Genomic DNA, 26,034 nt, shown 5'->3' on the forward strand with positions numbered 1-26,034 from the left:
CCTTTATTACCTAACTATTTAACCGATTAACGACGACCAGTCTTCTTGTCATCGTTACCGTGTCCTTTGTACGTACGAGTTGGCGCGAACTCACCGAGTTTGTGGCCAACCATATCTTCCGTCACATATACCGGCACGTGCTTCTTACCGTCATAAACAGCAAAAGTGTGTCCGATGAATTGCGGGAAAATTGTAGAACGACGCGACCAAGTTTTGACAACCGTCTTCTTCTCAGCCTCGTTCAGAACTTCAACCTTTTTCAGCAAGTAACCGTCAATAAACGGTCCTTTCTTCAAACTGCGACCCATGGATGATCCTCCCTTCACGCTAGCGTTACGCGACGCAGCGCGTCACGCTCATGACGCCGAGGCGCCTATTACTTCGTACGACGACGAACAATGTATTGGCTCGATGCTTTTTTCTTTTTGCGTGTTTTGAAACCAAGTGTCGGTTTGCCCCATGGAGACATTGGAGATTTACGTCCGATTGGCGCACGGCCTTCACCACCACCGTGTGGGTGATCGTTCGGGTTCATTACAACACCACGTACTTCAGGGCGTTTGCCCATCCAACGGGAACGGCCGGCTTTACCGATTTTCACGAGTTCGTGATCTTCGTTACCAACAGAACCGATTGTCGCACGGCATTTTTTCAGAATACGACGTACTTCGCCAGACGTCAAGCGAATTGTGACGTATTGCTCTTCTTTACCAAGAAGTTGAGCAGTTGTTCCAGCAGCACGAACCAATTGTCCGCCTTTACCTGGTTTTAGCTCGATGTTGTGGATAACTGTACCTACCGGGATGTTTTCAAGCGGCAACGCGTTACCGATCTTGATGTCTGCATCTGCTCCGGAAACGATCTTATCCCCAACTTTAAGGCCTTTAGGTGCGATGATGTAGGCTTTCGCTCCATCCACATAGTGGATAAGTGCGATGTTGGACGTACGGTTCGGATCGTATTCGATCGTCGCGACGTTACCTACGATACCGTCCTTGTTACGTTTGAAGTCGATGATCCGGTATTTACGTTTATGGCCGCCACCGTGATGACGAACCGTAATTTTACCTTGGTTGTTACGACCAGCTTTTTTGAAAAGCGGCGCAAGAAGCGATTTCTCCGGTGTGCTTGTGGTGATCTCTTCGAATGTCGAGACGGACATACCACGTCGCGCTGGAGATGTCGGTTTATACTTCTTAACTGGCACTTCGATTCCCTCCTTAACCGATATCTAACGTTCTTTCACGAGAAGCCATGGGCTTCTTCGCTACTTAAACTGTTTCGAAAAATTCTAGCTCGTTGCTATCTGCGCTCAATTGCACGATCGCTTTTTTCCACTCGGATGTATATCCGCTGTGTTTACCGTAGCGTTTAGGCTTAGCCGGCATGCGAAGCGTGTTCACGCTCGATACTTTCACTTTGAAGATCGATTGAATCGCAAGTTTGATCTCTGTTTTGTTAGAACGGATATCAACTTCGAATACATACTTCTTATTCGCCATGAAATCACTTGTTTGTTCAGTAATGATTGGGCGCTTGATAATATCGCGAGGATTTTTCATTACGCAAGCACCTCCTGTACTTTTTCAACCGCTTCTTTAGTGATAATCAGCTTGTCGTATTTCATAACGTCTAGAACATTGATGCCATCGGCTGCAACGAACTTCACGTTAGGAATGTTACGAGCTGCAAGTGCTACATTATCTTCGTAGCCAGCTGTTACAACCAGTGCTTTACGAGCCACTTTCAGGTTGTTCAGAATCGCTGCGAATTCTTTAGTCTTCGGTTGCGCGAACGCCAGTTGATCCAGAACGATAATTTCGTTGTCGATCACTTTGGAAGACAAAGCAGATTTGATTGCTAAGCGACGAACTTTCTTAGGAAGTTTGAAGCTATAGCTGCGTGGAGTTGGTCCGAATACTGTACCACCGCCAACCCATTGCGGGGAGCGAATGCTACCTTGACGTGCACGGCCTGTACCTTTTTGTTTCCAAGGTTTACGACCGCCACCGCGTACTTCGGAGCGTCCTTTAGTTTTGTGCGTACCTCTGCGTTCAGAAGCTTGCTGCAAAAGAACTGCGCTATGCAATACGTGAACGTTTGGTTCAATTCCGAATACCGCTTCGGACAATTCAACCTCGCCAACTTGCGAGCCATTCACGCTATAAAGTGCTACTTTCGGCATTTCATGTTCCTCCTTTCTTAGGTGATTATTTCTTCACCGTAGATTTAACTTTTACAAAACTATTTTTAGGGCCCGGAATGGAGCCTTTAACGAGCAATACATTACGTTCTGCATCGACGCGCACGATTTCAAGGTTTTGGATTGTAACAGTTTCGTTACCCATGTGACCTGGAAGGTGTTTGCCTTTTGGTACGCGGTTCGCTTGGATGGAACCCATCGAACCTGGACCACGGTGGTAACGCGAGCCGTGCGCCATAGGGCCGCGGCTTTGGTTCCAACGTTTGATGTTACCTTGGAAACCTTTACCTTTGGAAGTAGCTGTAACGTCAACGAACTCGCCAGCTGTGAATAGGTCAGCCTTCAATTCCTGGCCAACTTCATATTCAGCAATGTTGATGCTGCGGAATTCACGAACGTAGCGCTTAGGAGCCGTATCCGCTTTTTTAGCGTGGCCGATTTCTGGCTTAGTAGCTCTCGATTCTTTCTTGTCGGAGAAACCAAGTTGTACGGATACGTAACCGTCATTGTCTTGGTCCTTCTTCTGCAAAACAACACAAGGGCCTGCTTCGATAACCGTAACCGGGATTACGTTACCTTCAGGAGTAAACACTTGCGTCATTCCAAGTTTTTTACCTAAGATACCTTTCATGTTGACACCTCATTTCCTTTCCATTTTCAAATATGCATAACTTACAGTTTGATTTCGATATCTACACCGGATGGCAGATCTAAGCGCATCAATGCATCAACCGTTTGCGGCGTTGGGTTAACAATGTCGATCAAACGCTTATGAGTGCGCATTTCGAATTGCTCCCTAGAATCCTTGTACTTGTGTACCGCACGCAGAATGGTGATGATTTGCTTCTCAGTAGGAAGCGGAATCGGCCCAGACACGCCTGCACCGGAACGTTTCGCAGTTTCAACAATCTTCTCTGCGGATTGATCCAGAATTCTATGATCGTATGCTTTCAAGCGAATACGAATCTTTTGCTTAGCCATATAAGTCCCTCCTTCTATCGCCCAATTTAGTATCGGACATACTCCGCAAGAAAACCCGACACGCCCCTCATGGCAAAGGAGCCGTGTGTGTCGGCAACCTCTTGCATCATCGCAACGTCACAGACCAACGCTCACTATTATATCTGAAACGATGGGCGAATGCAACAAAATTATCGACTTTCTTGAAAAGAATTAACTGGGATCCATAGATCGCTACGCTGCGCGGGAAATGGCCTTCGGCTGCTGTTGAAATTGAGTTTCTTCATTAATTAATTGCTTCAGCTGTAGATACTCAATTTCAAAGGCAGCACGTAAACTCTCCGGCTCATTTCCCACTCCGCTACGCTTTGTGGATTCCCGAGAACATTCATAATCAATAAAGCCACAAGAGAAAAGGTCAAAATAAAAAATGGCTTATATAATGAAGCCATTTATCGATAACAGCATGAACTTTGTTCTCTTTGTTTCTGCGCGTCTTTGTCTTCACTTATATTAATGAATGTGCGGCTTTTTCGCAAACATCAAAATTTAGTAATAAAAAAGCCCCCACGGATGTGGGGGCTTTATGAGCTGCAGCTTACGCTGCAGGTTCATTATTTTTGGATGGAAGCTACAGCGCCGGCGCCTACAGTACGGCCGCCTTCACGGATCGCGAAGCGAGTACCATCTTCCAGAGCGATTGGAGCGATAAGCTCAACCGTTACTGTGATGTTGTCGCCTGGCATAACCATCTCAGTACCTTCAGGCAAGCTGATGATACCAGTTACGTCAGTTGTACGGAAGTAGAACTGTGGACGGTAACCTGTGAAAAAAGGTTTGTGACGTCCGCCCTCTTCTTTAGTCAGAACGTAGATTTGAGCTGTAAAGTTCGTGTGTGGTTTAACGGAACCTGGCTTAGCAAGTACTTGACCACGCTCGATGTCTTTACGGTCTACACCACGAAGCAATGCGCCGATGTTGTCACCAGCTTGTGCGGAATCAAGCAATTTGCGGAACATCTCTACGCCTGTTACAACGCATTTGCGAGTTTCTTCAGCAATACCGATGATTTCAACTTCGTCAGATACTTTAACTACGCCACGCTCAACGCGTCCTGTAGCAACTGTACCACGACCTGTGATTGTGAACACGTCCTCAACTGGCATAAGGAACGGCTTGTCAGTGTCACGTTGTGGAGTTGGGATGTAAGTATCAACGTGCTCGAACAGCTCGATGATTTTGTCAGCCCATGGGCCATCTGGGTTTTGAAGAGCTTCACGAGCAGCGCCACGGATGATTGGAGTATCATCACCTGGGAACTCATATTCGCTAAGAAGGTCGCGAACTTCCATCTCAACCAATTCAAGCAACTCATCATCTTCAACCATGTCGCATTTGTTCAGGAATACGACGATGTAAGGTACGCCTACTTGGCGGGAAAGAAGGATGTGCTCACGCGTTTGCGGCATTGGGCCGTCAGCTGCGGATACAACCAGGATTGCTCCGTCCATTTGTGCAGCACCAGTGATCATGTTTTTAACATAGTCGGCGTGACCTGGGCAGTCAACGTGTGCATAGTGACGGTTAGGAGTTTCATACTCAACGTGAGCTGTGGAGATTGTGATACCGCGCTCGCGCTCTTCTGGAGCTTTGTCGATTTGGTCGAATGCTACAGCAGCACCACCGTATCTTTTCGAAAGAACTGTAGTGATTGCAGCCGTCAAAGTTGTTTTACCATGATCGACGTGACCAATTGTACCAATGTTAACGTGCGGTTTATTACGTTCAAATTTAGCCTTAGCCATTGAACTATTCCTCCTTAATAAGTAGAAGATTATGTGATCGGCTGTGCGGGAGCTTAATGCCCCCACTTTCAGCCAAAGTGCAACTTATGAGATACAAGTTGTTTAAGAGCTACTAGTTAGCAGCGCCTTTGGATTTGGAGATGATCTCTTCCGAGATCGAACGTGGTACTTCTTCATAGTGCGAAAGCTCCATGGAGAACACGCCGCGACCTTGTGTACCGGAACGAAGTGTAGTGGAGTAACCGAACATCTCAGCCAGAGGCACCTTAGCGCGAACGATCAACGCACCATGGCGTGTGTCCGAACCTTCGATACGACCGCGGCGGGAGCTCAACATACCCATTACGTCGCCCATGTACTCTTCAGGAACGCTTACTTCTACTTTCATGATAGGCTCAAGCAAGATCGGAGAACATTTGTCCTTCGCTGCTTTAAGTGCCATCGATCCAGCAATTTTGAACGCCATCTCCGAGGAGTCAACGTCATGGTAGGAACCGTCGACTACGACTGCTTTGATGTCAACAACCGGGAAGCCGGCGATAACACCATTTTTCATCGACTCTTCGATACCTGCTTGAATTGGAGCGATAAACTCACGCGGGATGGAGCCACCCACAGTTTTGTTTTCAAATACAAAACCGGTTCCTGGCTCTTGCGGTGAGAATTCAACCCAACAATGACCGAACTGACCGCGACCGCCGGATTGGCGAACGAATTTACCTTCGACCTTCGCAGCCGTTTTGAACGTCTCACGGTAAGCAACTTGCGGCTTACCAACGTTTGTTTCGACTTTGAATTCACGAAGCATACGGTCAACTAGGATTTCAAGGTGAAGCTCGCCCATACCAGCGATGATCGTTTGGCCGGTCTCTTCGTCCGTGTGAGCACGGAACGTAGGATCTTCCTCAGATAGCTTTTGAAGAGCAATACCCATTTTGTCTTGGTCAGCTTTAGTCTTAGGCTCAACCGCAAGCTGGATAACCGGCTCAGGGAAGTTCATCGACTCAAGGATAACCGGGTGCTTCTCATCACAAAGCGTATCACCAGTAGTTGTATCTTTCAAACCTACAGCTGCTGCGATATCACCGGAGTAAACTTCGCTGATCTCTTGACGGCTGTTAGCGTGCATTTGAAGGATACGACCGATCCGCTCACGTTTGCCTTTCGTTGCATTCACAACGTACGAACCGGAGCTAAGAACGCCGGAGTATACGCGGAAGAACGTCAGTTTACCTACGTAAGGGTCAGTCATGATTTTGAACGCCAATGCTGCGAAAGGCTGGTCATCAGCAGACTTGCGAATCGTCTCCGTACCATCTTCAAGGGTACCCTTGATATCCGGAACGTCGATTGGCGACGGCAAGTAGTCAACAACTGCATCAAGCATCAATTGAACGCCTTTGTTACGGTACGAGGAACCCACGATTACTGGGAAGATCTTAACTTCGCAAACACCTTTACGAAGTGCGGATTTAATCTCGGCAACAGTGATTTCTTCGCCTTCGAGATATTTCATTGTAAGCTCTTCATCAAGCTCAGCAACTTTCTCGATCAATTCAAGACGAAGTTCTTCAACTTTGTCTTTGTATTCTGCAGGGATTTCAATTTTCTCCGGATCTTTACCAAGATCGTCTTTGTATTTGTAAGCAACTCGTTCAACCAAGTCGATTACACCTACGAAGTCGTTCTCTGCACCGATCGGCAATTGAATTGCCACTGCATTTGCGTTAAGACGCAGGCGCATATCATTAACAACGTTAAGGAAGTCTGCACCGATAATATCCATTTTGTTGACGTAAGCGATCCGCGGTACGCCGTAACGGTCAGCTTGACGCCAAACGGTTTCGGATTGCGGCTCTACGCCTTCTTTAGCACTGAAAACACCAACGGCCCCGTCCAATACACGCAGGGAACGTTCAACTTCAACAGTGAAGTCAACGTGCCCCGGGGTGTCGATAATATTAATGCGGTGACCATTCCATTGAGCAGTAGTAGCAGCGGAAGTAATCGTGATTCCGCGCTCTTGTTCCTGCTCCATCCAGTCCATCGTCGCTGCACCTTCGTGCACCTCGCCGATTTTGTGGGTACGGCCTGTGTAGAACAGGATCCGCTCTGTTGTGGTAGTTTTACCTGCATCAATATGCGCCATGATCCCGATATTACGCGTATTTTTCAAGGAGAACTCTCTTGCCATAATTCAGTCTCCCTTCGATTAAGCGAATTCTACCAACGATAGTGAGCGAACGCTTTATTCGCTTCAGCCATTTTGTGTGTATCTTCGCGTTTTTTCACGGATGAACCAGTGTTATTGGAAGCATCGATGATTTCAGCTGCCAAACGCTCTTCCATCGTTTTCTCACCGCGGTTACGTGAATAGTTCACGAGCCAACGGAGACCAAGCGCTGTACGGCGTTCCGGTTTAACTTCAATTGGTACCTGGTAGTTCGAACCGCCTACACGACGTGCCTTAACTTCAAGTACTGGCATGATGTTCTTAATTGCTGCTTCAAAAACTTCCATCGGTTCTTTACCCGTACGCTCGTTGATAAGTGTGAACGCATCATACAAAATTGTTTGAGCGACACCGCGCTTACCATCGATCATGATACGGTTGATCAAGCGAGTTACAAGCTTGCTGCTGTACAACGGATCTGGCAATACATCACGTTTTGCTACTGGACCTTTGCGTGGCATGTGGAAGTCCCCCTTTCTTCTAGTTTTTCATTTTAGGATGAGGATAACCGTCACCGGCTATGCCTTATTTTTTAACTTTAGGACGTTTAGTTCCGTATTTGGAACGAGCTTGTTTACGGTTGTTAACACCCGCTGTATCAAGCGCACCGCGAACGATATGGTAACGAACACCCGGAAGATCTTTTACCCGGCCGCCGCGTACCAATACTACGCTATGCTCTTGCAGGTTATGTCCAATACCGCCGATGTAAGCTGTAACCTCAACGCGGTTAGTCAAACGTACACGCGCATATTTCCGCAAAGCGGAGTTCGGTTTTTTCGGAGTCATCGTACCTACACGTGTACAAACCCCACGTTTTTGTGGTGAACTAAGGTTTGTCTCTTCACGTTTCAATGCGTTGAAACCTCTTTGCAGGGCTGGCGATTTCGATTTAACGACTTTCGCTTCACGGCCTTTGCGAACGAGTTGGTTAATTGTTGGCATGTTGCATCCCCCTTCCTCACTTAGTAAAACATTTCAAGACATATTGGCTATTTAAGCCCACAGATCCAGGCGGTTCATAAAGAAACAAACGAAAGTTTCTACCTTGTCATTCAACTCGGTAAAAACGATACTTCTTTATTCGATTTCCGGTATAACCGCTGCCATCGCTGCACCAACTTCAATTCCACAGGTTTCCCCAAGGTCCTTCATTGATTCAGACCAGATGATTGGCACTCCCGATGATTCGCAAAGCCGAACAATACTGTTCTTCAGCCGCGGATCTGTATCTTGTGCTACGTAGACTTCAGTGGCTAATCCTTGCTCAACCATCTTCGTCGTTTGCTTGCTACCAATTACAAATCGCATCTCAACCATCCTTCCAAGTCAGCCAAAACTAGAACGATCAAGTTTCGTTAATGACATGCGTAGAGGTTGTGCGATTTGGCACACTACGACATATTAGCATCTAGGCTTGGTAATTGTCAAGCATGACTCATTAAGAATTACAGGAGAAAATGGATTTTCATGACAAGGCATGACGGCGCAAAGAGCGGCAGGCTACCTTCCGTTTGCAACGGTGCAGCCCCGCACGCTCTTTGTCCTCACGCTGCCTTATATCACATTCCGATTAAGACTCAACCGGTACGCTCTCTGCTTCAACTTGCAGTTCTTCCATGCCTGGTTCATCATCCATGCCAGCTACATGCACGCTGCGATAACGCTGCATACCTGTACCTGCCGGGATGAGCTTACCAATGATAACATTCTCTTTCAAACCAAGCAACTGGTCGACTTTACCTTTGATAGCGGCGTCAGTCAAGACACGAGTTGTCTCTTGGAATGAGGCTGCGGACAAGAAGGAGTCCGTTTCCAGAGAGGCTTTAGTAATACCCAGCAATACCGGTTTCGCAACCGCCGGCTCTTTACCGGAGAGAATTGCGTCGCGGTTAGCCGCTTCGTACTCATGAATATCAACAAAAGCACCTGGCAGCAACGTTGTGTCGCCAGCTTCTACGATACGGATTTTGCGAAGCATTTGCTTCACCATAACCTCGATATGCTTATCGTTGATTTCTACCCCTTGGTTCCGGTATACGCGTTGAACTTCCTGAAGGATATAGTTCTGAACGCCACGGATACCTTTAATACGGAGCATATCCTTCGGATCGATCGAACCATCTGTGAGCTCATCGCCAGCTTCAATCTGTTTGCCTTTGACTACGCGGATACGCGAGCCGTAAGTAACAGCATAAACTTTGGATTCTGCTTCACCTTGGACTTCGATTTCACGGCGGTCTTTCGTCTCGCGGATGTCTTTAATAACACCGTCGATTTCGGAAATGATCGCTTGACCTTTCGGGTTACGTGCTTCGAAAAGCTCTTGGATACGCGGCAAACCTTGCGTAATATCGTCTCCGGCAACACCGCCGGTATGGAAGGTACGCATTGTAAGCTGTGTTCCCGGTTCCCCGATGGATTGTGCAGCGATAATACCGACCGCTTCACCGATCTCAACGAATTTACCTGTTGCCAAGTTACGTCCGTAGCAAATTTTACATACGCCATGACGAGCACGGCAGCTAAGAACGGAACGGATTTGCAGGCTTTCTACTCCAGCAGCGATAAGTTCCTCTGCTTTATTGGAATCGATCAACTGGCTGCGGTGTAGAATGATTTCGCCGTTTTGTGGATTACGAACAGTTTCAAAGGAGTAACGGCCTTCAATACGATCGTAGAGATCTTCGATAACCTCTTTACCGTCTTGAATTTTACTTACTCTAAAGCCTTTGTCTGTTCCGCAATCATCTTCACGAACGATTACATCTTGCGCAACGTCAACCAGACGACGAGTCAGGTAACCGGAGTCAGCTGTACGCAATGCAGTATCGGCAAGACCTTTACGAGCACCATGCGTCGAGATGAAGTACTCGAGTACGGTTAGGCCTTCACGGAAGTTGGACTTGATTGGCAATTCGATAATCCGACCGGATGGATTCGCCATCAAACCACGCATACCGCCGAGCTGTGTAATTTGCGATTTGTTACCCCGTGCTTTTGAATCCACCATGAGCATGATGGAGTTGTAACGATCCATCGATTTCATGAGAATTTCAGTGATTTGATCTTTGGTTTTGCTCCAAATTTCAATGACACGGTCATAACGCTCTTCGTTTGTAATCAAACCACGACGGTATTGATTCGAAACGACTTTTACTTTCTCTTCGGACTCTCTCAAGATCTCAACCTTCTCAGGAGGTACGATAACGTCGGATACCGCAACCGTAATACCCGCACGAGTCGAGTACGTAAAGCCCAGTTCCTTAATCTTGTCGAGCATGACCGAAGTTCTTGTTGTATGGTATTGACGGAAGCACTCTGCAATAATCAAGCCGAGATACTCTTTACCAACGCCGCCAATTTGAGCCAAACCATCCATGAATTTAAGCAAATCTGCACCCTTATCATGGACAAAATATTTATCCGGGGTACCTTGCAGCAGGTTCACCTTGGTAGGTTCATTGATGAAAGGGAAATCCGGCGGGTAAATTTCGTTGAAGATGACTTTACCAACAGTGGTGCAGATCAGCGTCTTCTGCTGTGCATCCGTGAAGGACGTTTTCTTCAGAACTTTAACCGGGATAAATATACGTGCATGCAGGGATACAATACCGCGTTGGTATGCAGAGATCGCTTCGTTTACAGTAGCAAATACAGAACCGCTGCCTTTACCTTCTTTGTTGTCCATCGTCAGGTAGAAGCTTCCGAGAACCATATCCTGTGAAGGCGTTACGACCGGCTTGCCGTCTTTCGGGTTCAAAATGTTACCCGATGCAAGCATGAGCAAACGTGCTTCAGCTTGCGCTTCAGCAGAGAGCGGTACGTGAACAGCCATTTGGTCACCGTCAAAGTCCGCGTTATAAGCGGTACATACGAGCGGGTGAAGTTTAATTGCGCGACCTTCAACCAAAATCGGTTCGAACGCTTGGATACCCAAACGGTGAAGGGTCGGAGCACGGTTGAGTAGAACCGGGTGCTCCTTGATTACTTCTTCCAGCACATCCCAAACTTCTGGGCTAACACGTTCAACTTTGCGTTTTGCACTCTTAATGTTGTGTGCAAGACCTTTGTTAACGAGTTCCTTCATTACGAATGGCTTGAAGAGCTCAAGCGCCATTTCTTTCGGCAATCCGCATTGGAACATTTTCAAGCTAGGACCTACGACGATAACGGAACGACCGGAATAGTCAACCCGTTTACCGAGCAAGTTCTGACGGAAACGTCCTTGCTTACCTTTGAGCATATGGCTGAGCGATTTAAGCGGACGGTTACCTGGACCCGTTACCGGGCGACCACGGCGGCCGTTATCGATCAAAGCATCAACCGCTTCTTGAAGCATACGCTTCTCATTCTGCACGATAATATCCGGCGCACCGAGATCGAGCAGACGTTTCAGACGGTTGTTACGGTTAATTACACGACGGTACAAGTCATTCAGGTCAGACGTTGCAAAACGTCCACCATCAAGCTGTACCATTGGACGAAGTTCCGGTGGAATGACCGGCAGCACATCAAGAATCATCCATTCCGGCATATTGCCGGAGTTGCGGAATGCTTCGATAACTTCAAGACGTTTGATCGCACGGTTACGACGTTGGCCTTGAGCGGTACGAAGATCTTCTTTCAATGTTTCAAGCTCACGCTCAACATCGATGTCTTGAAGCAGTTTCTTCACAGCTTCTGCACCCATGCCGGCATGGAAGCCATAGCCGTACTTCTCACGGTAGCTGCGGTATTCTTTCTCGGACAACAGCTGCTTTTTCTCAAGCGGCGTATCGCCTGGATCCGTAACCACATATGATGCAAAATAGATGATCTCTTCAAGCGAACGAGGCGACATATCAAGTGCCAGCCCCATACGGCTTGGAATTCCTTTGAAGTACCAGATATGGGATACAGGAGCCGCTAGCTCGATATGTCCCATACGCTCACGACGAACTTTCGCACGCGTTACTTCAACACCACAACGGTCACAGACGACGCCTTTATAACGAACGCGCTTGTATTTACCGCAATGACATTCCCAGTCTTTCGTCGGTCCGAAAATCTTTTCGCAGAAAAGACCTTCTTTCTCCGGTTTTAAAGTCCTGTAGTTGATCGTTTCCGGTTTCTTTACTTCTCCGCGGGACCACGATCGGATTTTATCCGGAGATGCCAATCCAATCTTCATATACTCGAAGTTGTTCACGTCCAACAAGGAGCAACCCTCCTTCGTCATGGTTCACTAATATGCTGTATTTAACGCCGTTAACGGCTAAAGGAGCACAGCTCAAGCGGCTCCTTCAGCCTTACATCCGCCCGTGAAGTTGGATTCGGCATGCTTATGACTTCCGGCAGGAAAGCAACGATTACTCGACGCCTACTTCTGCACCTTCCAAGTTGAGGTTGAGCTTGTCAGTTGCTGCATCATCCTCGTCGTCCATCTCTTTCATTTCGATCTCTTCTTCATTCTCAGATAGGATCTTAACGTCCATACCTAAGCTCTGAAGCTCTTTGATCAAAACTTTGAAGGATTCAGGCACGCCCGGTTCCGGAACGTTCTCGCCCTTCACGATAGACTCGTACGTTTTGACACGGCCGACGACATCATCTGATTTCACGGTCAAAATCTCTTGCAATGTATATGCGGCGCCATAGGCTTCAAGCGCCCAAACTTCCATCTCCCCGAAACGCTGACCGCCGAACTGTGCTTTACCACCCAGCGGCTGCTGAGTAACAAGCGAGTAAGGACCAGTGGAACGAGCATGGATTTTGTCATCAACCATGTGCGCCAGTTTAATCATGTACATGACGCCTACTGTTACTTCACGCTCGAAAGGCTCACCGGAGCGTCCGTCGTAAAGAACGGTCTTACCGTTACGCTGCATGCCTGCTTCTTCCATGGAGTCAAACACGTCATACTCACGCGCTCCATCGAATACCGGCGTTGCAGCATGGATGCCAAGGCGCTTACAAGCCATACCAAGATGGACTTCGAGCACTTGACCGATGTTCATACGCGAAGGTACGCCCAGCGGGTTAAGAACAACCTCTACCGGCGTTCCGTCCGGTAGGAACGGCATATCTTCTTCTGGGAGGATACGGGCGATAACCCCTTTGTTACCATGGCGTCCTGCCATCTTATCCCCTTCAGAGATCTTACGTTTCTGTGCGATGTAGGCACGAACCAATTGGTTAACGCCAGGTGGCAATTCGTCGCCGTTCTCACGTGTAAACACTTTAACGTCGACAACGATACCGTCGGTACCGTGAGGTACCCGCAAGCTGGTATCGCGAACTTCACGCGCTTTCTCACCGAAAATCGCATGCAGCAAACGCTCTTCGGCCGTCAGCTCTGTAACCCCTTTAGGCGTTACTTTACCGACGAGAATGTCCCCTGCGCTAATCTCGGCACCGACACGGATAATACCGCGCTCATCCAAGTTGCGGAGCGCTTCTTCGCCGACGTTCGGAATGTCGCGTGTAATTTCTTCCGGTCCAAGCTTCGTGTCACGCGCTTCCGACTCATATTCTTCAATATGAATGGACGTGTAGACATCCTCTTTAACCAGTTTCTCGCTTAGTAGGATCGCATCCTCATAGTTGTAGCCTTCCCACGTCATGAACGCAACGACAACGTTACGTCCGAGCGCTAATTCGCCCATTTCGGTGGAAGGACCATCCGCAAGGATATCACCTTTCTTCACGATGTCGCCTTTACGGCAGATCGGACGCTGGTTAATACAAGTACCTTGGTTAGAGCGCATAAACTTATGCAGCTTCGATTTCACCAAGTCTCCTGTTACCGGCTTACCGTCAATCATCTCAACGCGGCGCAGCCAGATCTCATTGGCCGACACGCGTTCGATAACGCCATCGTATTTTGCAACGATACATACGCCTGAATCTTTAGCAGACTTATGTTCCATGCCCGTACCGACAAGCGGAGACTTCGGAATAAGCAGTGGAACAGCCTGCCGCTGCATGTTGGATCCCATGAGCGCACGGTTGGAGTCATCGTTCTCAAGGAACGGAATGAGCGCCGTAGCGACGGATACAACCTGTTTAGGCGATACGTCCATATAGTCAACACGTTCAGTAGGCATGGTCAAAATATTGTCAGCCTGTTTGTTGTAACGAACGATAACCGCATCGTCGAGGAACTTGCCTTCGCCCGTAAGCTTAGCATTCGCTTGCGCGATAACGTAGTTATCTTCTTCATCAGCAGTCAGGTAGGCAATTTGCTCCGTAACGATAGCCGTCTTCGGATCTACCCAGCGGTAAGGAGCTTCGATAAAGCCATATTCATTAATACGCGCGAATGTCGACAAGGAGTTGATCAAACCGATGTTCGGTCCCTCCGGCGTCTCAATCGGACACATACGGCCATAGTGAGAGTTATGAACGTCACGAACCTCAAAGCCCGCACGCTCACGCGTCAAACCGCCGGGTCCGAGTGCAGACAGACGACGTTTGTGCGTCAGCTCAGCAAGCGGATTGGTTTGGTCCATAAACTGCGATAGTTGGGATGAACCAAAGAACTCTTTAATCGACGCGATAACAGGACGGATATTGATAAGCGCCTGCGGTGTAATCGCATTAGCATCCTGGATGGACATACGCTCACGAACAACACGTTCCATACGGGACAAACCGATACGGAACTGGTTCTGAAGCAGCTCGCCAACCGAACGAAGACGACGGTTACCTAGGTGGTCAATATCATCCGTGCTGCCTACGCCGTGCAGCAAATCTATGAAATAATTGATGGAAGCGATTATATCAGCAGGTGTAATATGCTTAACAGCTTTGTCGATAATGCCGTTGGCAATGACCTTAATCACTTTAGTCTCATCAAGCGGGGAGTATACACTCACCGTTTGAAGCGGAATACTATCCGCATCAAGAACGCCATTTGCCACATTGTACGTTTTGAAGCCTACATTGTTCTCCAGATGAGGGATTAGCTCATCCAGCAAACGACGGTCGATCATTTGGCCAGCTTCCGCCAGGATTTCCCCTGTAGAAGGATCAAACAACGTTTCCGCAAGCCGTGTGTTGAACAGACGGTTCTTAATGTGCAGCTTCTTATTGATTTTGTAACGACCTACGTTTGCCAAATCATAACGCTTTGGATCAAAGAAGCGTGCTACCAGCAAGCTCTTTGCATTATCAAGCGTAGGCGGCTCACCCGGACGGAGTCTTTCGTAAATCTCGATAAGAGCTTTTTCCGTGGAATCGGTGTTATCCTTATCCAGCGTGTTGCGAATATATTCGTCATGGCCCAGCAATTCTAAAATTTCAGCATCCGTGCCGAATCCAAGCGCGCGAAGAAGTACTGTAACCGGGATCTTCCGAGTGCGGTCAATACGAACATAAATAATGTCCTTCGCATCGGTTTCAAGTTCCAGCCACGCACCGCGGTTTGGAATCACCGTAGCCGTATAATTTTTCTTGCCGTTTTTGTCCACTTTCGTGCTAAAGTAAACGCTAGGTGAACGAACCAATTGGCTGACGATAACGCGTTCCGCGCCATTAATAATAAATGTGCCCGTCTCGGTCATCAGCGGGAAATCACCCATGAACACTTCTTGCTCTTTCACTTCACCGGTTTCCTTGTTAATGAGTCGAACCTTAACACGCAGCGGTGCTGCATAAGTCACGTCGCGTTCTTTCGACTCATCGACAGAGTACTTAGGCTCGCCAAGTGAATAGTCGATGAACTCAAGCATCAAATTACCTGTAAAATCCTGAATCGGCGAAATGTCTTGGAAAAGCTCAAGCAAGTCCTTCTCCAAAAACTTCTCGTACGATTTTTGTTGGATTTCAATCAGGTTCGGAACTTCGAGCACCTCGCGGATGCGGGCATAGCTTCTACGCGTGCGACGCCCATACTGAACAAGTTGTCCTGCCAACTTAACCTCACCCCTCATGTCTGCTTCACAGAAAGTGAACAATGACCTTGTATAAACAAGCTTAAACAGTTCGCTAATCGTACCCCTAAATGTGCGAGCATGACCGCGAACGTTTATCACATTGTTAAAACCAGAATGTGCAGCAGGCAAATTCTGATTCAAATAAAGAAAAGCCCTTATCGAGAAATCGAAAAAAGAGCATGCTTCTGTCAGCCACAACTCTGTGGTACAATAAACCACAAAAGTCTCATATCAAGTAATTTTGACCCAAAATGTAAACCATTATACGTCAAACCCGCTGTTTCTATTCATTTAAAATAGCGCTTGACATTTTAGCGGACTAAAGAGATTGTGCCCATTTTAATGCTGACATTTTATAATGATATCACATCAGAAAAGTCAAGTCAACAAAATGTTGCGTTTTTCCCTAGACTTCCTTCTGCGCCCTAAATATGCGATAACCCTTCTCTTTCGTAACCTCTTCCACGTTTCCGAAAATCGCTTCGAGCTTCGCTGCCGCAGAGGGTGCTCCTTGCTTCTTCTGAATGACCACCCACATCGCCCCGCCCGGAACTAACAGCTTCGCACCTTCTTCAAATATCCGATGAACAACCTCTTTGCCCGCCCGAATCGGCGGATTTGTTATGATCGCGTCGAAGGTTTGACCCATCACCCGTTCATAGATGTCGCTCTGCAATACCGTAGCGTTCAAGACTCCATTTAACTTCAAGTTCTCCGTTGCCAGCGCAACGGCACGTTCATTAATGTCGATCATCGTCACATGCCCTTGTTCAGCCAGCTTCGCTGCTGTAATTCCCATTGGCCCATAACCACAGCCGACATCCAGCACCTTCGCTTGCTTATCCAGCTGAAGCGCTTCGACAAGCACTCGACTGCCAAAATCTATGCCGGTTTTCGAGAAAACGCCTGCATCCGTCATAAAACGCAGCTTATATCCGCGAAGCTCGGTCTCAAGAAGATGCCGATCATGCGCGATACCCGGCGTACGTGTGTAATAATGGTCTGACATCATATCCCTCCCATCCGGAACAACCTTAAAATCAAGGAAACCCCTTGAAGCCGAAGCTTCAAGGGGTTTCCGCTATAAGCGGTTATTACTTCACTTCTACGGAAGCGCCTGCTTCTTCAAGCTTAGCTTTGATAGCGTCAGCGTCTTCTTTGGAGATTCTTTCTTTAACTGCTTTAGGAGCGCCGTCAACAAGGTCTTTCGCTTCTTTCAGGCCAAGACCTGTGATTTCGCGAACTGCTTTGATAACGTTGATTTTGGAAGCGCCAGCGTTGTTCAAGATTACGTCGAACTCAGTTTGCTCTTCAACTGCAGCTACTGCTGCACCTGCTGCTGCAACTGGTGCTGCTGCAGTTACGCCGAATTCTTCTTCGATTGCTTTAACTAGGTCGTTCAGTTCAAGAACGTTCATGCCTTTAATGGCTTCCAAGATTTGCTCTTTACTCATGAGTGAAACCTCCAATAGTTTGTTTTGTTTTTGTTTTATTTCAATTATTTAAAATGAATGCTGAGTCAGCCACAGGCTGCCTCAAACCAATCATTTCTAAGCTTCTTGTTTCTCTGCAACAGCTTTAACTGCAAGAGCAAAGTTGCGCATTGGAGCCTGAAGCACGCTGAGAAGCATGGACAGCAAACCTTCTTTGGAAGGTAGATCCGCCAGTGCTTTGATTTCTTCCGCGTTGAAGACTTGACCTTCAACTACGCCGCCCTTAAGTTTAAGTGCGTCGTTTTTCTTAGCGAAATCAGCCAAAATCTTAGCTGGAGCAACTGCATCCTCTTTGCTGAAAGCGATAGCCGTAGGGCCAGCCAGAACAGCATCCAATTCAGACAGTTCCGCTTGTGCAGTCGCACGACGAACGAGGGAGTTTTTCAATACTTGGAACTCGATGTTCGCTTCGCGCAATTGTTTACGGAGCTCAGTTACTTGCTTCACGTTAAGACCACGGTAATCAGCAACAACTGTGCAGGAACTCTCGCGAAGTTTAGTCGTGATGTCTGCAACAGCCAGCTCTTTACCTTGAATGATTTTTGCGTTTGCCATAATGTACACCTCCCGTTATGTTGTCAACATCCCGATTAATGCAGCGGAATCCTTCCACGCGATGCATGAGAAAGGCCCCCGCAGACGTAGCGAAGGCCATGATGGTCCGTAAATCACTTCCTGCCAATCGGCGAAAAGCGCACAAACACGTTTATCATAACACCTCGGTAGGAAATTAAGCCGAGTAGGCACCTACTGTCTTCGGTATGCATATTCGATTATCAATTTCTGTTTCTCTTAGCGGAACGAAGCAGCGTTCAAACGAGCGCCAGGACCCATTGTCGAGGAAACAGAAATACCTTTCAGGTAAACCCCTTTAGCTGCAGCCGGTTTTGCACGGTTCAGCGCATCGATCAGTGTTTTCAAGTTTTCGTTCAGCTTTTCGGAGTCGAACGATACTTTACCGATTGGTGCATGGATTTGACCTGCTCTGTCAAGACGGTATTCAATCTTACCAGCCTTGATTTCTTGTACGGCTTTAGTAACGTCAAACGTTACTGTACCCGCTTTAGGGTTAGGCATAAGGCCTTTACCGCCGAGGATACGGCCGAGCTTACCAACTTCAGCCATCATGTCCGGAGTAGCAACGCAAACGTCGAACTCGAACCAGCCTTGTTGGATTTTTGCGATTACGTCAGCATCGCCAACATAATCTGCGCCTGCTGCTTCTGCTTCTTTGGCTTTATCGCCCTTAGCAAAAACGAGTACGCGTTTTGTTTTACCAGTACCGTGAGGAAGTACAACTACGCCACGAACTGCTTGGTCTTGTTTCTTAGGGTCTACACCCAAACGTACAGCAACTTCAACCGTTTCGTCGAATTTAGCTGTAGCGGCTTTCTTAACGAGTTCAATCGCTTCAGCAGCCTCGTATGTTGCTTCAACATCGATCAGCTTAACAGCTTCAAGATATTTTTTACCGTGTTTAGCCATTAGAATTCTCCTCCTTATGTGGTAGTAACGGAAAATCCTCCCTGCGAAAGGGAGATCCTCCCACCTGAGCGAAGCAGCGCTTCGTCAGTCAGACAACGCCATCTGGTGTGTCTTCTGTCAGCCGTTAACGACTAGTCTTCAACTACAACGCCCATGCTGCGCGCTGTACCTTCAACCATGCGCATAGCTGCTTCTACAGAAGCTGCGTTGAGGTCAGGCATTTTTTGTTCAGCGATCTCACGAACGACAGAACGTTTAACCGTCGCAACTTTCTTCTTGTTCGGCTCACCGGAACCTTTAGCAATCTTAGCAGCAACGCGAAGAAGTACTGCAGCCGGCGGCGTTTTCGTTTCGAAAGTAAACGAGCGATCTTCAAAAACAGTGATTACAACTGGGATAATCAAACCAGCTTGATCTGCAGTACGAGCGTTAAACTCTTTACAGAAAGCCATGATGTTAACCCCTGCTTGACCTAGCGCTGGACCGATCGGCGGAGCCGGATTCGCTTTACCCGCTGGAACTTGCAGTTTAACCAACTTGATGACCTTTTTTGCCATGATGAACACCTCCTTGCCGTAATAATCACACGCTAGTCCAAGAATCCGCGATTAGACTTTCTCTACTTGATTGTAGTCAAGCTCAACCGGCGTTTCTCTTCCGAACATGTTGACATGCACCTTCAGCTTACTCTTGTCGAGCAGAATTTCTTCCACTGTTCCGACAAAGTTAGCGAACGGCCCGACTTTAACACGCACCGTTTCCTTCAGATCGAATTCGATCTTAGGCTTCGGCTCTTCCATGCCCATATGGCGCAAAATTTGTTCCACTTCATCAGGCAGAAGCGGCGTAGGTTTTGAACCTGAGCCAGTCGAACCGACAAATCCGGTTACGCCGGGTGTGTTGCGAACGACATACCAGGAATCATCCGTCTGAACCATTTCCACAAGAACATAGCCGGGGTAAACTTTACGCATGACGGTTTTCTTCTTGCCGTCCTTGTCTACCACTTCTTCTTCCATAGGAACAAGCACACGGAAGATCTTGTCTTCCATGCCCATCGATTCAACACGTTTCTCCAAGTTCGCTTTTACTTTGTTCTCATACCCTGAATAGGTGTGAACAACATACCATCTTTTCTCCATCGTTTCCATAACAAGCCACCCTTGGCCCCTTCTTAAACAATCAGTTCGACCAATGCGGAAATTCCGATGTCAAGGACCCAGAAGTAAACTGTCACCGCTATAATCGTAAAGAATACTACGAGTGTATAGCTTGTCAATTCCTTACGGCTTGGCCAGCGGACTTTCTTTAATTCCGCGAAGCTGTCGGTGAAGAAGGAAAAAGTCGACCCGAAGCTTTGCTTCAGCTTAGCTAAAAATGCCACGTCCACCAACCTCCATAATGACCTTATCGAGTTTCGCGATGAGGAGTATGCTCGTTACAATACTTGCAAAACTTCTTCATCTCAATACGGTCGGGGTGATTCCGTTTGTTCTTGCTGGAAGCATAGTTTCTTTGTTTGCAGTTTGTGCAAGCCAACGTAATAATTACCCGCATTGCTGACACCTCCCGAACTTACCATAAATAAATAAAGTGTGAAACGTTGTATGTGAACCCAGCCTGATTTTGATCCCATAATAAAAAAAGACCTATTTAGGGCTACCAAAACACTTTATCACAAGCAATAGGTAGTGTCAACGGAAAACTATTCCTGCACACTTGCTATTCTTGTGCTGCTTGCTCACATCTCAGACAGGGCGACAACAACACAAAAAGAGCCGACAACTTCCATTCCGCAGTAAACAGTATGATCCGGACAAGGACAATTCAAACCTCGAAAAGCCCTCCCATTAAAAAAGAGCCGCAATCGGCTCCCTGGTTTCATCCATTTAGCTACCAATATCACGCAATTCCAAATACCGTTCGAGCTTCCGTTTCACCCGTTGAAGCGCATTATCAATGGATTTCACATGCCGATCCAAATCAACGGCAATCTCTTGATAGGATCTTCCATCCAAATAGAGCATAAGCACTTTACGTTCAAGATCACTGAGGATCTCGGACATTTTATCCTCAAGACCAACAAACTCTTCTTGATTGATAATGAGTTCTTCCGGATCCGAAACTCTCGTTCCGCAAATGACGTCAAGCAGCGTGCGATCCGAATCTTCGTCATAGATTGGTTTGTCGAGCGAAACATAAGAATTAAGCGGGATATGCTTCTGACGGGTTGCCGTCTTAATCGCCGTAATGATCTGCCTTGTTATGCACAGTTCAGCAAAGGCTTTGAAAGAAGCTAGCTTATCACCCTTAAAATCTCGAATCGCCTTATAAAGGCCAATCATGCCTTCTTGGACGATATCTTCGCGGTCGGCCCCAATCAAGAAGTAGGAACGCGCTTTGGCACGGACAAAGTTCTTGTATTTATTAATTAAATATTCCAGCGCTTCGCTGTCACCCTCGCGAACCGTCTCGACAATGTCTTCGTCCGTTTTGCAGTCATAATCCAGCGTTTTCCATTCTCTGAGGTCGATGCTCACGAACAATCCCTCCGGCTCGAAAGGCGTACAATGCCCAAAACTATCAGTAGCTTAATCTATAAACCGGCGCGCAATGTCTCATAACTAGAGCAAATAACATATCTGAAACAACCTTCTACAACGTACCCTACGTGTAGAAACTTAGACTCAGTATACATTATGTAACCTTCAACCGTCAATGACGATCCCTCTGAAAACATGCTAATTATCTAGCAAAAATGGGAATTCCAACCGACATATAAGAGATTTTCAACCTATTCTCTCCCATACCGATAACGTGAAAGTCTAGCGCTTACATTTGACCTCTGCGCCATCGTTCCAGTTTCATTCGAACATCCATGCTAATATTGCCATCCAGCTCATTGCGAACCGTCGTTTTCTGTTCGACCTTTCGCTCAATCGCTTTGCGGTTTTGCTGGATTTCGATAAGCAGCTCCCTGGCAGATTTCCGCAAGGCGCCTTTCCCGAAAGTGACTGCCTGCTCCGCCATATCCGATGTCGCGACATGAATGTTGCGGCTTCGAAGAGCAAGCTCCGACGCAAGACGCTCAATACAAGCATCGGCTGTTTCCTTCTCCTTCGTAAACACGACAGTCAGCCTATGCTGTTTGAACGTGGAGCCAACTCCGGGAACTTGATGCGCATCGAATACCACAATGACCTTCATACCGGTGAAGCCTTGATAGTCCGCCAGCATTTCCAGCAGCCGATCCCGCGCATCCTCTAAATCCCTGTCACCTATAGCGGAAAGAACCGGCCAAGCACCAATCATATTGTAGCCGTCAACCAGCAGTACGTCTTCCCGGCGCTTCATCGCCTACTTGGCGAGGCGCTGCCGCAAGACTTCGTACATCAGCACACCTGCTGCAACGGACGCGTTTAGTGAGTTCAATTGGCCGTTCATCGGAAGCTTGATGAGGAAATCGCATTTCTCACGAATCAGTCTGCCAATCCCATTCGCTTCATTGCCAATGACAATCGCAAGCGGCATATCGAACTTCGTAGAAGATGAGTAAACATCCTGCTTCGCGCCAACGTCAGCACCCGCTACCCAAATACCCGCTTCTTTCAGCTTATCGATTGTTTGTGCCATATTTGTAATCCGAGCAACCGGCATGTACTCTACTGCCCCGGCGGATGTTTTGGCAACCGTCGCTGTCAGTGAAGCAGAACGCCGCTTCGGAATAATTACACCATGAACACCGGTACATTCCGCAGTCCGTAGAATAGAACCCAAGTTATGCGGATCTTCAATCTCATCGAGCAGCAGGAAGAATGGCAGTTCGCCGCTTTCTTTGGCCCGCGCAAGAAGCTCTTCAATTTCGTAGTACCGGTAAGCTGCCGCTTGGGCAACAACACCTTGGTGCGGAACGCCTTCCACCATTTGGTCCAGCTTCCGCTTGTCCACGATCTGTACGACAAGACCCGCTTTCTTCGCTTCCAGCATAATCGGCTGAGCTGCCTTCTGTGCTTGCTCAGCCACCCAAATTTTGTTGATTTCGCGTCCGGAGCGCAGTGCTTCCATTACGGGATGCTTACCTGCGATCCATTCCTGTGTATCATCTTCAACCTCGCGCATCATTAACCTCCTTAAATATGTCTCTACTCTCTGCTGCTTCTATTCGTCAAAAGCGATCGCCATCAGCTCACGCAGCCGGCTCACTTTCTTGCCATAATACAAATACCCAATTAAGCATTCCAGCGCCGTCGCCTGCTGGTAGTCGGCCGGGTCCGCGTTCTTAGGCGAGGTGCCTGACTTGGCATTACGTCCTCGCCTTACGATATCCGCTTCTTCCTCGGTCAGAATCGGCTGCCACTTCTCCAGCAGGATCCGCTGCGCTTTAGCCGAGACAAACTGCGTAGCCTGACGATGGAGATGGTGCAGCTTATGATTGGGCTGCGAAATGAGATATTGTCGTACCATCATCTCAAACACCGCATCCCCAATGTAAGCCAGCACGATGGGATTCATTAATTGAACCGGTTTGTTCGGGGAGTGGAACCATAAGCTCTCTTCGATGCCCAAACCGATTCCACCGCTTCCTCCGATACCGATATCCGAATGTCCGTTATCCTTGTTATCCATCATTTCCGCCGCCACCGGATACCTTGCGGAGTATCCTCTAGTACGATCCCGAGCGCAGACAGCTGGTCGCGAATTTCATCGGCCCGCTTCCAATTCTTACTGGTCCGCGCTTCTGTCCGCTGCACGATAAGAGCATCGATATCGGCATCGAGCAGTTCTTCTTCTGCTTCCAACAGTCCCAGTACACGGTCAAAATCTTGGAACGCCGTCAGCAGCAGCTCAAGCTCCTCTGCCGATACAACCGAACGCTGCAGAAGCAGGTTCGCTTCGCTTACCAGCTCGAACATCGCGGTAATGGCATCCGGCGTGTTGAAGTCGTCGTCCATCTTCGCATTGAACTGCTCGCGAATCGCAGCGATTCGTTCTTTGAGTTGATCAAGCGCCGCCCCGTCCGGCACGCTTACCGCAACGGAAAGACGGTGTTTCACATTCGAAACGGAATTCAAGATCCGCTCAATGCTGTTCTCTGCTTGCGCAATCGTTTCGTCGCTGAAGTTAAGCGGACTTCTATAATGCGCCGACAGCATAAAGTAGCGAATAACAGCCGGTTTAATGCGAGTAAGCATCTCCTGCACCGTGATCCCGTTACCGAGTGACTTGGACATTTTCTCATTGTTGATGTTGATGTAACCATTATGCATCCAATAGTTCGCGAGCGGCTTGCCTGTCACAGACTCGGATTGTGCAATTTCACATTCATGATGCGGGAACTGCAGGTCATGGCCGCCGCCATGGATGTCCAGCGTATCGCCCAGATATTTGCGCGCCATCGCAGAGCACTCAATATGCCAGCCCGGGCGTCCCGCTCCCCATGGGCTATCCCATTTGATTTCTCCGGGCTTCGCAGCTTTCCATAGTACAAAGTCTTGACCGCTTTCTTTGCGCTCATCCACGCCGATCCGAATACCCAGCTGCAGCTCATCCATATTCTGATGCGAAAGCTTGCCGTAATCAGGGAACGTACTCGTACGGAAAAATACATCTCCGCCGTTCTCATACGCATGGCCGCCATCGATGAGCGACTGGATAAAGGCAATAATTTCATCCATATGTTCGGTAACACGCGGATTAAGCGTAGCTTTGTGGATACCCAGTCCTTCGATATTCTCGTTAAACGCATGAATAAACCGCTCTGCTACTTCAGGAACCGTTGTGCCCAGCTGCTCCGCTTTACGAATCAGCTTATCGTCCACATCCGTAAAGTTCACGACGTAATTTACTTCGTAAGCAGCCGACTCCAGATAGCGGCGCACGACATCGAAGAAAATCGCCGGACGGGCATTCCCGATATGGATATAATCATAAACCGTTGGTCCGCACACGTACATTTTCACTTTGCCGGGCTCAAGCGATTGAAAAATTTCCTTCTCACGTGTCATTGTGTTATATATACGCAGGCTCATTATCTCGTTTCTCCTCCAGCAACTGGCTCTTTGCGTCGTTCTCTTTCTTGCTCCAGCTCTATTCTTAACTCAGACACTTCCTTCTGCATCGCCCGCAGCATCTCAATGACCGGATCCGGGAGCTGGGTATGATCCAGGCGGTCCCCTACCCGAGTGCCATTGCGTTTAATTACTCTGCCGGGAATACCGACCACTGTGCTGTTCGAAGGAACTTCACGCAGCACAACGGAATTTGCCCCAATATTCACATTGTCTCCAACCTTGAAGGAGCCTAGAACCTTTGCCCCTGATGCGATGACCACATTGTTGCCGATGGTCGGGTGACGCTTCCCTCTTTCTTTCCCCGTCCCGCCAAGCGTTACCCCTTGATAGATAACCACATTATCGCCGATTTCGCAGGTCTCCCCAATGACTACACCCATGCCGTGGTCAATAAACAGCTTTTCCCCGATTGTCGCGCCCGGATGAATTTCAATGCCTGTAAAAAATCGGCTGGTCTGCGAGATGACGCGTGCAAGTGTGTACCACTTGCGTTTGAAGAGCGCGTGTGCGATTCGGTGCGACCATATCGCATGAAGACCTGAATAAGTGAACACGACTTCCAGCTTATTGCGGGCAGCAGGATCATTCTCTAGTATCGTCTCAATGTCAGACGCCAAGCTTCGAAACATCGAAATTCCCCCTCTCCGGTATCGACAATAATACAAAAAGCCCCCGCAGCCCAAAGGCTGCAGAGGCGTAATCACGCGGTCCCACTCTGCATCGGAACGATTAGTTGTACTTCTTGGTATCGTTCGTCTTATAGTCCGTAACGAGGACCAATCGTCACCACCCACCCTGCCGATAACGGCAGCTCGGAGATGCGGCTCCCAGGCGCAACGTTTATTCCCAAGAATAAGCGACTCACA

Annotated in this window: 27 protein-coding genes and 1 other annotated feature; all 27 genes read right to left on the reverse strand. The window is 48.1% G+C overall.

Going from position 1 to position 26,034, the window contains the following annotated elements:
* Positions 1-26: 26 nt before the first annotated feature.
* Positions 27-308 carry a 30S ribosomal protein S19 gene (gene rpsS, locus BLW29_RS29175; protein WP_090986328.1) on the reverse strand — a complete coding sequence of 94 codons (282 nt, stop codon included), beginning with the start codon at positions 306-308 and terminating at the stop codon, positions 27-29.
* A 68-nt stretch (positions 309-376) separates the two neighbouring features.
* Positions 377-1,207 carry a 50S ribosomal protein L2 gene (gene rplB, locus BLW29_RS29180; RefSeq protein WP_090986330.1) on the reverse strand — a complete coding sequence of 277 codons (831 nt, stop codon included), beginning with the start codon at positions 1,205-1,207 and terminating at the stop codon, positions 377-379.
* Between the two features lie 64 nt (positions 1,208-1,271).
* Entirely contained in the window at positions 1,272-1,562 is a 291-nt protein-coding gene (rplW, locus tag BLW29_RS29185) for a 50S ribosomal protein L23 (RefSeq protein WP_090986332.1), read from the reverse strand.
* The gene (rplD, locus tag BLW29_RS29190; RefSeq protein WP_090986334.1) at positions 1,562-2,185 is read right to left on the reverse strand and encodes a 50S ribosomal protein L4; all 624 of its coding nucleotides are present in this window, start codon (positions 2,183-2,185) and stop codon (positions 1,562-1,564) included. The genes rplW and rplD overlap by 1 nt, the downstream gene beginning before the upstream one ends.
* A gap of 25 nt (positions 2,186-2,210) precedes the next feature.
* A complete protein-coding gene (rplC, locus tag BLW29_RS29195; protein WP_090986336.1) occupies positions 2,211-2,834 on the reverse strand; it encodes a 50S ribosomal protein L3 in 624 nt (207 codons plus the stop codon).
* A gap of 41 nt (positions 2,835-2,875) precedes the next feature.
* Positions 2,876-3,184 (reverse strand): 30S ribosomal protein S10, encoded by a 309-nt coding sequence (gene rpsJ, locus BLW29_RS29200; RefSeq protein WP_005544556.1) that lies wholly within the window; start codon positions 3,182-3,184, stop codon positions 2,876-2,878.
* A gap of 593 nt (positions 3,185-3,777) precedes the next feature.
* Complete coding sequence (gene tuf / locus BLW29_RS29205) at positions 3,778-4,968, reverse strand: elongation factor Tu (RefSeq protein WP_090986338.1); 1,191 nt, start codon at positions 4,966-4,968, stop codon at positions 3,778-3,780.
* Between the two features lie 112 nt (positions 4,969-5,080).
* Positions 5,081-7,162, reverse strand: a complete 2,082-nt coding sequence (fusA, locus tag BLW29_RS29210) for an elongation factor G (protein ID WP_090986339.1) — start codon at positions 7,160-7,162, stop codon at positions 5,081-5,083.
* A gap of 29 nt (positions 7,163-7,191) precedes the next feature.
* Positions 7,192-7,662: a 30S ribosomal protein S7 gene (gene rpsG, locus BLW29_RS29215; protein ID WP_090986341.1), complete on the reverse strand. Its 471-nt coding sequence runs from the start codon at positions 7,660-7,662 to the stop codon at positions 7,192-7,194.
* A gap of 64 nt (positions 7,663-7,726) precedes the next feature.
* Entirely contained in the window at positions 7,727-8,146 is a 420-nt protein-coding gene (gene rpsL, locus BLW29_RS29220) for a 30S ribosomal protein S12 (protein WP_090583216.1), read from the reverse strand.
* A 135-nt stretch (positions 8,147-8,281) separates the two neighbouring features.
* Entirely contained in the window at positions 8,282-8,512 is a 231-nt protein-coding gene (locus BLW29_RS29225) for a ribosomal L7Ae/L30e/S12e/Gadd45 family protein (RefSeq protein ID WP_090986343.1), read from the reverse strand.
* Between the two features lie 262 nt (positions 8,513-8,774).
* A complete protein-coding gene (rpoC, locus tag BLW29_RS29230) occupies positions 8,775-12,401 on the reverse strand; it encodes a DNA-directed RNA polymerase subunit beta' (protein WP_090986345.1) in 3,627 nt (1,208 codons plus the stop codon).
* A 151-nt stretch (positions 12,402-12,552) separates the two neighbouring features.
* Entirely contained in the window at positions 12,553-16,116 is a 3,564-nt protein-coding gene (rpoB, locus tag BLW29_RS29235; protein WP_177186859.1) for a DNA-directed RNA polymerase subunit beta, read from the reverse strand.
* Between the two features lie 409 nt (positions 16,117-16,525).
* Positions 16,526-17,128 (reverse strand): class I SAM-dependent methyltransferase, encoded by a 603-nt coding sequence (locus BLW29_RS29240; RefSeq protein ID WP_090986349.1) that lies wholly within the window; start codon positions 17,126-17,128, stop codon positions 16,526-16,528.
* An 85-nt stretch (positions 17,129-17,213) separates the two neighbouring features.
* Positions 17,214-17,573, reverse strand: a complete 360-nt coding sequence (gene rplL / locus BLW29_RS29245) for a 50S ribosomal protein L7/L12 (RefSeq protein ID WP_090986351.1) — start codon at positions 17,571-17,573, stop codon at positions 17,214-17,216.
* Positions 17,574-17,669: 96 nt separating this feature from the next.
* Positions 17,670-18,167, reverse strand: a complete 498-nt coding sequence (gene rplJ, locus BLW29_RS29250) for a 50S ribosomal protein L10 (RefSeq protein WP_090986353.1) — start codon at positions 18,165-18,167, stop codon at positions 17,670-17,672.
* A gap of 59 nt (positions 18,168-18,226) precedes the next feature.
* Positions 18,227-18,390 (reverse strand) — a sequence feature (ribosomal protein L10 leader region).
* A gap of 14 nt (positions 18,391-18,404) precedes the next feature.
* Positions 18,405-19,097, reverse strand: coding sequence for a 50S ribosomal protein L1 (rplA, locus tag BLW29_RS29255; protein WP_090986355.1), 693 nt, complete (start codon positions 19,095-19,097; stop codon positions 18,405-18,407).
* A 131-nt stretch (positions 19,098-19,228) separates the two neighbouring features.
* Positions 19,229-19,654, reverse strand: coding sequence for a 50S ribosomal protein L11 (gene rplK / locus BLW29_RS29260; RefSeq protein WP_090986357.1), 426 nt, complete (start codon positions 19,652-19,654; stop codon positions 19,229-19,231).
* Between the two features lie 51 nt (positions 19,655-19,705).
* Positions 19,706-20,239, reverse strand: a complete 534-nt coding sequence (gene nusG, locus BLW29_RS29265) for a transcription termination/antitermination protein NusG (protein ID WP_090986393.1) — start codon at positions 20,237-20,239, stop codon at positions 19,706-19,708.
* Positions 20,240-20,271: 32 nt separating this feature from the next.
* Complete coding sequence (gene secE, locus BLW29_RS29270; protein WP_090986359.1) at positions 20,272-20,481, reverse strand: preprotein translocase subunit SecE; 210 nt, start codon at positions 20,479-20,481, stop codon at positions 20,272-20,274.
* A gap of 23 nt (positions 20,482-20,504) precedes the next feature.
* Complete coding sequence (rpmG, locus tag BLW29_RS29275; RefSeq protein ID WP_090583192.1) at positions 20,505-20,654, reverse strand: 50S ribosomal protein L33; 150 nt, start codon at positions 20,652-20,654, stop codon at positions 20,505-20,507.
* A gap of 332 nt (positions 20,655-20,986) precedes the next feature.
* A complete protein-coding gene (gene sigH / locus BLW29_RS29280) occupies positions 20,987-21,637 on the reverse strand; it encodes an RNA polymerase sporulation sigma factor SigH (RefSeq protein ID WP_090986361.1) in 651 nt (216 codons plus the stop codon).
* A gap of 292 nt (positions 21,638-21,929) precedes the next feature.
* Positions 21,930-22,451 carry an NYN domain-containing protein gene (locus tag BLW29_RS29285; protein WP_090986363.1) on the reverse strand — a complete coding sequence of 174 codons (522 nt, stop codon included), beginning with the start codon at positions 22,449-22,451 and terminating at the stop codon, positions 21,930-21,932.
* Positions 22,452-22,454: 3 nt separating this feature from the next.
* Positions 22,455-23,219, reverse strand: a complete 765-nt coding sequence (rlmB, locus tag BLW29_RS29290; protein WP_256209043.1) for a 23S rRNA (guanosine(2251)-2'-O)-methyltransferase RlmB — start codon at positions 23,217-23,219, stop codon at positions 22,455-22,457.
* Between the two features lie 36 nt (positions 23,220-23,255).
* Complete coding sequence (locus BLW29_RS29295; protein WP_371264827.1) at positions 23,256-23,726, reverse strand: Mini-ribonuclease 3; 471 nt, start codon at positions 23,724-23,726, stop codon at positions 23,256-23,258.
* Positions 23,723-25,126: a cysteine--tRNA ligase gene (cysS, locus tag BLW29_RS29300; protein WP_090986366.1), complete on the reverse strand. Its 1,404-nt coding sequence runs from the start codon at positions 25,124-25,126 to the stop codon at positions 23,723-23,725. Before cysS ends, BLW29_RS29295 begins: the two co-directional genes overlap by 4 nt.
* Entirely contained in the window at positions 25,126-25,797 is a 672-nt protein-coding gene (epsC, locus tag BLW29_RS29305; RefSeq protein ID WP_090986368.1) for a serine O-acetyltransferase EpsC, read from the reverse strand. Before epsC ends, cysS begins: the two co-directional genes overlap by 1 nt.
* Positions 25,798-26,034: the final 237 nt, after the last annotated feature.

This window comes from Paenibacillus sp. CF384 (assembly GCF_900106745.1).
Lineage (GTDB): Bacteria > Bacillota > Bacilli > Paenibacillales > Paenibacillaceae > Paenibacillus_Z.